Origin of the sequence: Labrenzia sp. C1B70, assembly GCF_000475395.1 — a bacterium.
Classification (GTDB): domain Bacteria; phylum Pseudomonadota; class Alphaproteobacteria; order Rhizobiales; family Stappiaceae; genus Roseibium; species Roseibium algicola.
In genome coordinates this window covers 1-11,036 of sequence record NZ_AXCE01000005.1, presented here as the reverse complement: position 1 = coordinate 11,036, position 11,036 = coordinate 1, and the positions used below count along the sequence as shown (strand labels likewise).

The window sequence follows — 11,036 nt, the reverse complement described above, 5'->3', positions numbered from 1 at the left end:
AATAACGGATGGGCTCTAGCTCAATTTTTTCAAATCGGTCAACTGCTGGTCTTTCCGGTTTCGAGCCAATGTGAGGTTCGAAGACAGCGGAAACTGCATGCATTTCGATCGTTACCTTTGGTAGTTATCTCTATTGCAACTGCAGTAAACTCGAAAAGGACGGTTCTCGGACATGTGCACATGCTGCGCGACCTATACTCTGCGGTTCCTTATGAAGTATTTCACAAATAGTTTGTGTGAATTTATTTTCCTTTTGTGAGAGTGTGGACCTGAACTGAAGTACTGCGCCGTAAGATTTTTTAGCCGCTGACATTAAGCCAATGTGTTTCAACGGCTCGAATGAAAGGACGGTTGTTTGTTGACGATTTCCGAAGTTATGATGTGGAATGTTCGCGAACAGACAATCTGTTCGCGGCGCTGTTTGTAATGGTATAAGCGAATGATGTAGGAAGATTGATCCCAAATCGCGAATGCTCTGTCAAACAACAACACTTGCGACAAACGCCTTGATCTTTCTTTGTTTATTCAGAAGTTAATTTTTACCACTTTACTATACCATTGCGCCTCAAGATGATGAGCTAGTTTTTCCTTGCTCTGTGACATCGAGATAGAGACCGATTGGACTTCGCAAGCTGGATATATAGACTTTGCAGTATCTCGATAACGCTCGAGAATTGGCCGGACTTTAGCTCGATCGTCAGCTGTAAAATCTTTACTGGAATCAAGTTTTTTCCAGTTTCCATCACCTCGTTTATAAACGACCAACATCCCACTCTTACCCGTTGCACCACACCCATCGATTTCAATCATTTGCTTGAGACCAGCATGGATATTGATGCCGTTAATCACGGTTCCCTTCTTTGTTTTCAGATTCTCAAAATTGTTGCACCGCATGTGCAGCACCGCGTGGCACGCACCAACACCTCTTTTGGAATCGTTCGGTGCCTCAAAAACGACATTGACCGGCGCCTCCATGCGGGTATTGCAGCTCCAGCTCGTTGAGCGGCAAACCATGTCATCATTGCGTGACGCGCATTCCTTGGCCGCCCGTGAAGTCGCAGCGCCCTGGTCCTTGGAAAAGCCCCAGCCAAAGACACTGCTGTCCGGTTCGGAATGATAAGCGATGCAGGCAGGGCCGGACAGCACCAGTTTGGTGTCGCAGTTTTCGCCGCCCCGCTTGGTGCATTCGGCAACTGCTCTTTCCACCGCTTCTTCGCGCGTGTCGTGGTCGAATGCGTAGCCGAACGTCCCGTCGCTGTTCTTCACGGCCAGAGCGGCGAACTTAATTGGCTTGTCCAGGCCAAGCCCTGCCAAGGCCGCGCCGATCCCCTTACCCAAAAAGAGGAACGCCTTGTCTGAATAACTAGAGTCTCCCTGTCGCCGAATTTCATATGCAACGCCCATTATGTTGCCATCGTAGCTTTGCAATGTGGCAATATCAGACGCGGAAAGGCTCAGCAGAATGACACCCCCATTTCCATTAGGGTCGGGTGTGATCCAGGCTGAAGCTTTGAGCCGCACGCGTTTGGAGCTCTTGGTATTTGGACCATCATAAATGAATGCATAGGCGTATTGCTCAGAGAGGTGCGCATTGCTGTTGAGTTCAAATCGCAGATAGCCGCGGCCGCTAGCCTCGTCGCGAATTACCGCCAGCTCATCGTCATCAACCGTCGTGCGCGCATGTGGTCCTGAAACCTGATCACCGGCAAAACGTCCACCCAGTGTACCCTTGCGCAGCGTCCATGGCTGGGCATCGGCGGCATGAGCAGGCAAGGCAGCAAAGTTACCGAGACTAAGGCAAGACAGCACGAACGTAGTCAGCAAGACGCTACAAACTTTTAAAATCATTGAGTAAATCCTTGAGCAATTCGGGAAGTGCCACGATAAAAACGACACCGCGATCATGCAAGTCCCCAAGTTTCGAATGGGAATAACAGAAAACTCGATAGAACCTTTATTTGATCTAGCGATATGGGTTTTGCAAATTTATAGATCTTATGAGACTAGCCGTCGTTTATCTTGCCGCTTTCTAGTTATCATCCACTGCAGCAAAACGATTACATTTAGCATAATCATTGTAATCAAAACAAATTCCTTGAGCCTGAGACAGAGTTAAACGAGGGGCATGATCAAGCAGAAAAGCCTCGGCTTGACACTTGCCTCAAGAAACGCGGGTCAAAAATCTGTCGACCTTTGTGATAATCGTATCTGCTCAAGGGGCCTACGATACCAGTTTCAGCCATTTTCTGAGTTGCTGCCATAGCGCGCTAACAAACAGCAAGAGTGGGAATGGTGTCTGTTGTTCTCTGCGGTCGATCGCCAGGCCAACTTCAACGATATCGCTATCTGAACGCACATCGCGAACGATCAAGTCAACCTCACCGCACATCACCCTGTCACCGATTTCCGCACTCCCCCCAAGTCGTACGAGCATGTATTCCGAAATGGTTTTGTCCAGATAATGTTCTGGAACCAAGCTGAGCTCATAAGTATTAACGAGCGCAGAGAGAGGCTGATCTGGAGCTAGCTTGAACTTTCCGAAAAATTCAGCGTCGTCCTCACTAAGTTCCCTAGGGCTCGCAAAAAGTCGATCCAGCAGGCCGACATATTGCGGAGGTACAAACATATAAAGCAGGTCGTTTTCCTGGAGACGACCTGCGTATTGGAACTGCATAGACCGCCCGTCGCGGACTACCAGCGAAGGTCGAGCCCACCTTGGCAAGCGTTCACCCTGCAGAACAGGACTTTGAGGGACAACTTTGTAGACAATCAACTCGTGGTCAGAGCGGCCAGGGAGATCAAGCCCTACACGCTCAACAGGTCCAATTCTGGAGGGTATAATAAGGCCGAGCCATTGTGCCATGGGCCGAATTGTCCACCCCTGGAGCAAAAGCGATGTGAGCACAATGATGTAGGCAATATTGAAGAGCAATTGGCCGCTTTCCACCCCCCCAGCCAAGGGAATAGTACCGAGCAGAATCGAAACTGCGCCCCGAAGTCCAACCCAGGAAATGAGCGTCGTTTCGTTATTTGGATAACCAAATGGAAGCAGGCATAACCAGATCGCCAAGGGTCGACAAACAAAAATAAGCGCTAGAGCAAGACCGAAGGCTGCTGCGGCGACATCAATAAATTCGGATGGGGTAGCGAGCAGACCAAGTGTCAGGAACATCGCGATTTGCGCGATCCAAGTGAGACCCTCCATGAAACGTCGCAGACCGGCATGGCCGATAATGCCACTGTTGCCGGCAACAATGCCTGCAACGTAGACCGCAAGAAAACCACTCCCTCCGATCATTCCCACAAAACCGAATATGCAGATCGCAGCCGATAAGACACCAATTGGATAGAGTGCTCCTTGCAGCGTGACCCGGTTGGCGGCAGTGACAATCGTGTACCCACCAGCAATGCCCATGGTTACGCCCAAGCCCATCTGAACCGCAAATCCTATCAGTAGTTCTGAAAAGGCGTTTTGCTGGCCACCGTCAGCTAGGATCAGCTCGATCAAGGCTAATGTAAGAAAGATCGCCATTGGATCGTTCGATCCAGATTCCACCTCCAGAGTCGAGCGTACATTTTCGCGGATTGCGATGCCTCCGACCCGCAACAGAAAAAAAACAGCAGCGGCATCCGTTGACGCGACGATTGCACCGATGAGAAGAGCTTCCAGCCAAGGTAGGCCGAACAGTATGCGAGCAAACACGCCGACCATACCAGCCGTTATCGCAACACCAAAGGTTGCCAGTGTAAGGGCCGGTGCCGCAGCCTGTTTGAATGATTTTAATTTGGTGTCAAAACCCGAGTCAAAAAGGATGATTGAGAGAGCGAGGCTGCCGATCAGATAGGCCGAATTTGCATCGTCATATGTGATCCCAAGTCCATCTTCGCCGGCCATAAGTCCAATTGCGAGAAAAACCAACAGCAGTGGAGCACCAAACCGATACGCCAGTGCACTGGTCATCACCGATACAAGAACGAGACCTGCAGCCACGAAGAAAACTGGAAAGATCAATTCTATCATTTGTACCTGTGAATGCAGCCTCCTAGCATGGCAACAAATAGTCCGTTTTAGGGCTTTCGAGCAGTTTTCTGTCCGTCTGAGGCAACGAACTGCTCTTACAGCACAGTTTTTTCTTTAGTACTCTCACACCGATAATCCACGAGCAGAATTGATCGTGTGTTGTTGATAACAAGACCAGTGCCCATTACCGTTCACTGGGAGAAAAATTCTTTTCACTAAACAAACAACGATGGGATGCGACTGCATTCTTTGCTTTTTCATAGCAACTTACGGCTCAAAAGCAAAATATTGTTTCAAAAAATAAACCGCCTGTGCAATTGAAATGGTTTTTTTATTGCTTCTACCCCACCAATATTAACTCTCTTCATTGTATCCTGTTATTTCAAATTCCTCTTGGTAATCACGTATTATATTTTCCAGATCAGATCTGTTTGGAGAGGTTTTTGAGATAACTTTTTCTGAAGCAATCTCTCGATGCTCATTTACTACGACATGTTTAATTCGCATTAGCGCCATCCTTATCTCGGCAAACATCCAGTCTTTCGAGCAAATGCCGATCAATTGTCCTATCCGTGGAGAAACCAACCCAATATCTTTCATTAAAGTTTTTTGTCCGGTCAGGAACAAAATTTTCCCTTGTGTCGGAATTGAAAGAAGGTGCCTCTCATTCTCTATCACTTCCCCTCCCACAGAACTTGCCACACCTTAAGTTTCGATGGCCACGTTGAACCTGACTTTTTCTGACATAATCCTGCTTTTCGACCAACCTGATGTTGTCACTAGCGAGAATGGTCACGATTTCTGCCAGGCAGGAGCAAGGCTGACCGCCCGAAGACCCAACATATCGAAGGGCAGGGCTCACCTAGGTTCTAATTTGTTGGATAGGCCTTACGCTTATCCTGACAGTCGCATATTCCTCCAGTGTGGCCAGAACCTCCGCTTCCATCGTTAGCTGTCCCAATTCGCGATCACTGCGTCCGCCTCGATCTCGATCAGCCATTCCGGATTAACGAACCGGTCGATGGCCATGATCGTGTCTACCGGACGAACATCCCGGAAGTACTCTTTTCGGACTTCGATTGCCGCTTTCCAGTCGTTGATGTCGGTCAGGATAATGCGTGTTCGAACAACATCATGAAGCCCAGTGCCTGCCTCTTCGAGAGCAGCCTTGATGATCTCGATACACTGGCGTGTTTGTGCTGCAACGTCGCCAATGCCCACGGTTTTACCATCAGGACCGACAGAGGCGGTTCCGCCCACCGATATGAATGGGCCGACCCTGACCGCGCGACTGAAACCGACAATTGGCTCCATCGGGTTTCCGTTCGAGATCAGTTCTCTGTCGAAGCTCATCGTGTACCCTCCCGCTAAAGCGTCACGCGAATGGTATCCCAACGGTGACAAATCAGCCATCGCCTGATCCAAAGAGGCTTTTAAGGAGGCATACATGGCACGAGGCGACCCTACGGACAAAGAGTGGACCATCATCTAACAGCTTCTGCCGCCCGACAGCACGTTGTATGTGCTGCGGATCGGTTGCCCGTAGCGCGACATGCATGAACGATATGGCAAGTGGAACTCGGTCTATGTCCGCTTCCGGCGACGGGCGGAACAGGGCGTGTGGGACGCATTTCTGTAGACACTTGTCGAACTCGGCCTGACCGACGACTGGCAGCACATGGTCGACGGCCCCTCTTTCTGGGGCCATTCGCATTCAGCTGGCACAAAAAGGGGTCTCATAAGGAGGGTTTTGGTCGAAGACCCGGCGGCTTTACGAGTAAGATACACGCTCGTGCAGACGGTCAGGCTGCCCTCCTGACTTCGTCGTGACCGGCGGCGAAGTCCCCGATTACACCGCCTTCAAGCCTCTGTTGGAAATGCCGGTCGGCCGGCCACGCCTGATGCTGGCCGACAAGGGATATGACGGCGATGCAGTCCGCGAACCCCTGTTTCTTCAAGGCATGAAGCCGGTCATCCCATAATCATCAAATTCGATTTCTGGCCGGCACTTCAGTGTCACGTTTATGGAACTCTAAAATATTGCAATGATCCGCGACACAGGAAACAATTTTTCACAACCGCCCCCTGACCAATTCACCGAGTAATCATTGTAACAATATTTCCTATATATTTCTGATTGCAAAATACAATCTAAAATTTTCCTCAGGTGATCACTAAGCTCTCCTCAGATATATTCTAGTAGTTCGTTTTAATTATTAATTTACGCAGCATGATTTCTAATCGAAACTAACACATTGGTCGACCTGCGTTGGATGAAATCGCTGGGTAACGACAAAAATGGCCTCAGATCAAATCTTCATACTTAGGTCTGCAGGTCTGTGAGCCATGGCGGCGCGATGATGATTTACTGAGGTGGAAAGATGCAGTTGATCGAAAATTCTGAGGTGATCATGAAAAAGCGAACCGGTATTTCCCTTGGTATCGGTGTCAAGATCTTATCGATCGTCGGTGTTTGCCTTGCCGGGCTTGCCCTGGTGTCTGTTATCGGCCTTTGGCAGCTCAACAAGATCGGTGGGCTAATTGACGGTGTCGCCAACAAGGACATACCGCTAACGAACGCCGTAAGGCAGATTTCGGCTCATCAACTTGAGCAATCGGTTCATCTCGAACGAGCGTACCGGACGGGCGCTTTGATGGCGCAGGCGATTGAAGCTGGTTCTGAATTTGAACGCTCTCGCAGTGCGTTCCTGAAGTTAGCGAAAAAGGTAGATCAGGAGATACTCGACGCTCAAGATTTGGCCCGGAGAGCCAGCGAATCCGTGCATTCTGAGGCCGAAAAGGCCGAATTTGCGAATGTCTACCAGGCATTCGAAAAAATCGGCGCAGAACACAAGGCTTTTGACGACCATGCGTTAAGAGCCTTTGAGTTCGTTGAAGCTGGGGACATGGAAAAGGCAATTGCCCTACATGTTGGAATCAAGAAGGAAGAAGACAACCTCAATCAAGAGCTCGAAACACTGGTTCTGGATCTGGAAGCTTTTACACTCAAGGCAGCCCGGGCCGCCCTTGAAGCCGAGAAGTTCGCTTTACAGAGTATTCTGGTAATCTCGGTGATCATATTTGTCGCCGCTATCGGATTCGCCACCTATGTGATCCGTCGGGCAATCACACGTCCCTTGAGTGACGTGGTGAAAGGACTCAGCGCGCTGACTGCCAACGATTTCACCGTGGACGTCAAGGTGCATGCGCAGGATGAAATCGGCGCTGTCGCTACCGCGTACCAAACTTTTCGAGAGACCATGATCCGTGCCCGGAACCTGGAAGAGGAACAGCGCGAAAAACGCGTGGTTGAAGAGGCGCGTCAGAAAAAATTGGCAGACGCTTCCAGCCGGTTTGCGTCCAATATTTCCACTATAGTCGAAACTGTTTCTTCGGCTTCCACCGAGTTGCAAACCACTGCGCAATCGATGTCGAGCATTGCTGAAGAAACAAGTAGTCAAGCGACCTCGGTTGCGGCGGCGACCGAAGAGGCCTCGACAAATGTGGCAACTGTGTCCTCGGCAACAGAGGAACTCTCCAGCTCCATCGGAGATATCAATTCACGTGTTTCGCGAGCCTCGGAGATCTCCAGTCAGGCAGTCACAGAAGTCTCCAAAACCGAAAGACAGATGAGTCAGCTTGCACAAACCGCCGAAAAGATCGGTGAAGTCATCTCGATGATATCGGACATTGCAGAACAGACGAACCTTCTTGCACTGAATGCGACCATTGAATCAGCCAGAGCTGGTGAAGCCGGCAAGGGTTTCGCGGTAGTTGCCAGCGAAGTAAAAGCATTGGCCAGCGAAACGGCCAAAGCTACTGACAGCATTTCCGGCTTGATCAAAGAAATACAAGATCAGACCCGAACATCTGTGACTTCCATTGCAGAGATTGGCAGTATAATTTCCACAATCAATGAGACGTCAGTCGAAATAGCCGCAGCGATGGACCAGCAAGATGGCGCCACGAGAGAAATTGCCCGCAATGTGACGGAAGCATCCAAAGGGACCCAAGCAGTTGCAGAAAGTGTAACCGGTGTCACTCAGGCATCCCAGGAAACCGGTGCTGCCGCCATCCAGGTCACCATGGCGGCCGGAGAGCTCTCCGATCAGGCTGCAAAGTTGAAAATCGAGGTCGATGGTTTTCTCGCTGAAGTCAGGGCCAGTTAAATGTAGGGTTGCCTCGATAACGACAAAGCCCAATTGCAGGGAAATGAAATTACGCCACGGGCGTTTCTGTATGACACATCGATTAGGCTTTCGGCTCAGGGCAATCAGGAGTCACATTGGCAATTAGTAAGATTTTGAACGGTGGAAATTCTGGACAGATGCCCCCCTTCTCCAGCAGAACCCTGCTCACGAAAAGATCAGATGACGCCAAGTTTTTTCGACGCAACCACGATCAAGTAGGAAACCACCACCACCGCATCCATCGAACAGTAGTAACGGGCGTTAGGTCAGGTATCTAGACAGCTGTCCTTAAGGCGGGGTTTTACGGGTTCACCGACGTCGATCCCTGCAATAAGTTTTTTCTCAGTTTAGCTGCATATTCGGCCAGCAAGTTCAGCGCTGGATTTTTAACCGGCCAAACAAGATCAACCCCATCGTCTTTGTGGCGTGGCAAGACATGCAGATGGAGATGCGAAACTGTTTGGAAGCCTGCAGGTTTGTTGGCCTGCAAAATAGTCATTCCGTCTGGTGAGAATGCCATCTCGATTGCTTTTGCAACTCGATTTGCCACGCGGAACAGGTGACCGGCCAAGTCTTCATTGGTGTCCATCATTGTTTCGACGTGCTGCTTCGAGATTACGAGTGTATGACCCGGATTGACTTGTCCAATGTCCATTATTGCGAGGGCCAACTTATCTTCGTAAACAATCTGTGCTGAGATCTGCCCCTTAACGATATTGCAGAAAACGCAATCTTTCATCGCCGAACTCTCATGTTGGAAATAGCCACAAATGCCAGGTTAGCAAACGCCGACCCTGGTCGCGATACCCAAATAGTCAACAGCCTCTGTCAAGAGTGATTGCGGAACATTCACGCGAGGAAATTCTTTGCTGGCGCCCGCATTTGGTGGTGGCTTTTCATTTCAACCAAATGCTCGCGCTCTCATCGGAGTTGGCCAGCTGCTTCTGCTATCATCTCCTGTGCGTAGCGCACCCTCGCCGACAAAAGTCTCCCGCGGCGTACGACTAACCAAATCTCGTGCCAGCGGCGCTTCGGAAGCTGGAACACTGAGAGGCTCTCTTTGTCGGAGAATGCTGCCACACCGCTTCGAGGTAAGAGTGTATAGCCGATCCCCTTGGCAACAGAGGCAGGTATCTGGCCGATTTGGTTGACCGAACCGCGCACGCTTAACCGGTCTGCGCCTGGGTATTCTTCAGGGAAATTCAATCGCAGCAAATCATCGGCATAGTCGAAGCCATCGGGGTGCGCAATGAAGCCACGAGCTTCAAGATCGGCGAAAGATACAGTTGTGCCGGCTGCGTCTGCAGGCAGGACAAGACACAACTCCTCGCGTCCTAAATGTTTGGCCTCTAATCGTGCGTGGTCGGGATCTGCCCCCAATACGCCAAGGTCGAAACGTCCGTCCAGAAGCCCCGCCAAAATCTTGGCCTGCGGCGCGGCCTCGAGATGAACACTCAGGTCGGGCGCAGCAGCCATCCAAGGCAGCAGGGTCGGGTAGAGCAACATTGCAAAGCTGCCAGAGCATGCGATGTGAACCGGTCCCGCATTCCGGTCGTCATTCTCGATAGCGTCACGCAGTCGTTTCTCCTCGGTGCGGCGCGACAGTCCAAGCTCGAAGACTGCTTCGCCTGCCGGGGTGAGACTAAAGCTCTTGCCGTGCTGACTGATTAATCCCTGTCCAACCTGCTGCTCGAGTTTCCTGAGATGTTGGCTCACGCCCGGTTGGGTCATGTTCAGACGCGCTGCGGCTTTGGTGAAGTGCCCGGTCTCGCAAAGCGTGGTGAAGGTCTCAAGCCAATTGGCGTTGAACATCAAATGATAACGATCCGTTTTTATTTCAATCTCATTTGATAATTTCACAAAACGGTAGTCACAGTCCATATCGGTGTCAACGCAACGCGAGAAGAGACTAGAGATGACACAGACACCACGCACCTTTTCCCACATCGGCCTGTCCGTTCCGGCCCTCGACGCCGCCGTGAAATTCTACTCCGACGTACTCGGGTTCTACGTCGTAATGGGACCCTCCGAGGCCGTAGAGGATGACAGCGCCATCGGCGTCATGTGTACAGACGTTTTCGGCTCCGGGTGGGGCTCGCTCAGGATCGCGCATATGTCGACTGCCGATGGCATTGGCATCGAGCTCTTCGAGTTCCCCGGTAACTACGCGCCCGAGGATAAACTCGAGCACAAGCGCCATGGCACATTCCACTTCGCGGTGCAGGATCCGGACGTCGAAGGATTGGCCCAACGGATCGTCGAAGCTGGCGGGCGGCAGCGCATGCCGGTACGCGAATACTTCCCAGGGAAGAAGCCCTACCGGATGGTCTACGTCGAAGACCCGTTCGGCATCGTCTTCGAGCTCTACAGCCACAGCTACGAGCTCACCTATTCCGCTGGGGCCTACGAATAGTTTTCCACGTATGAAATGGGACGAACCCTACCTATCCCGCAGCGCGACCATAACAAACAGGTCTGGGCGATAGATGAGGCAGATGACCCTGCCCGTTCAACCGGAACAGGTCTTCTGACAGCCAGTGCTGCGGTTAACCTGGATGTTAGTGCGTACGCGTCCTAGCTCGTGCACCGTTCGTCGCGGTGAAAAAGGCAAGTACGGATCTTGATTTGTCCGCGCTTTCAGCTCCGAGATCGTTTCTGTCTTTCGTCGGAGGTAGCGGGTCTTCGTCCGGGCGTCGAAAGCGTCAAGAAAACTGCGAAAGTCGTAGTCTAGCGAAGACATCTTCTTTGCAAAACGGACTAATATAGGTCATTCGTAAGCGCTCATTTCCCTGCACGTTGACGCCGGCGATTTGGCGGGACGTGTT

General features: G+C 51.0%; 9 protein-coding genes. 3 read left to right on the top strand and 6 right to left on the bottom strand.

The window, feature by feature from the left end; all coding sequences use genetic code 11:
* Positions 1–525: 525 nt before the first annotated feature.
* From Q666_RS41745 to Q666_RS41735, 4 genes are all read right to left on the bottom strand, one after another.
* Complete coding sequence (locus Q666_RS41745; protein WP_023001195.1) at positions 526–1,905, bottom strand: DUF4189 domain-containing protein; 1,380 nt, start codon at positions 1,903–1,905, stop codon at positions 526–528.
* Positions 1,906–2,221: 316 nt separating this feature from the next.
* Positions 2,222–4,021, bottom strand: coding sequence for a potassium/proton antiporter (locus Q666_RS41740; protein WP_023001196.1), 1,800 nt, complete (start codon positions 4,019–4,021; stop codon positions 2,222–2,224).
* A gap of 354 nt (positions 4,022–4,375) precedes the next feature.
* Positions 4,376–4,699, bottom strand: a complete 324-nt coding sequence (locus Q666_RS0132955) for a hypothetical protein (protein WP_152533298.1) — start codon at positions 4,697–4,699, stop codon at positions 4,376–4,378.
* Positions 4,700–4,969: 270 nt separating this feature from the next.
* Entirely contained in the window at positions 4,970–5,374 is a 405-nt protein-coding gene (locus tag Q666_RS41735) for a RidA family protein (protein ID WP_023001198.1), read from the bottom strand.
* A gap of 473 nt (positions 5,375–5,847) precedes the next feature.
* On the opposite strand from Q666_RS41735, the gene Q666_RS65445 reads away from it, so the two are divergent.
* Positions 5,848–6,003: a transposase gene (locus Q666_RS65445; RefSeq protein ID WP_023001200.1), complete on the top strand. Its 156-nt coding sequence runs from the start codon at positions 5,848–5,850 to the stop codon at positions 6,001–6,003.
* Positions 6,004–6,402: 399 nt separating this feature from the next.
* A complete protein-coding gene (locus tag Q666_RS41720) occupies positions 6,403–8,190 on the top strand; it encodes a methyl-accepting chemotaxis protein (RefSeq protein ID WP_023001201.1) in 1,788 nt (595 codons plus the stop codon).
* A 322-nt stretch (positions 8,191–8,512) separates the two neighbouring features.
* On the opposite strand, the gene Q666_RS41715 is transcribed toward Q666_RS41720, so the two are convergent.
* Together Q666_RS41715 and Q666_RS41710 are read right to left on the bottom strand one after the other, a co-directional pair.
* The gene (locus Q666_RS41715) at positions 8,513–8,950 is read right to left on the bottom strand and encodes an HIT family protein (RefSeq protein WP_023001202.1); all 438 of its coding nucleotides are present in this window, start codon (positions 8,948–8,950) and stop codon (positions 8,513–8,515) included.
* Positions 8,951–9,132: 182 nt separating this feature from the next.
* On the bottom strand, positions 9,133–10,092 hold the full coding sequence (locus tag Q666_RS41710) for a LysR family transcriptional regulator (protein WP_023001203.1): 960 nt from the start codon (positions 10,090–10,092) through the stop codon (positions 9,133–9,135).
* A gap of 34 nt (positions 10,093–10,126) precedes the next feature.
* Between Q666_RS41710 and Q666_RS41705 the strand changes: the two genes are divergently transcribed.
* Positions 10,127–10,624, top strand: coding sequence for a lactoylglutathione lyase family protein (locus tag Q666_RS41705; RefSeq protein ID WP_031269389.1), 498 nt, complete (start codon positions 10,127–10,129; stop codon positions 10,622–10,624).
* Positions 10,625–11,036: the final 412 nt, after the last annotated feature.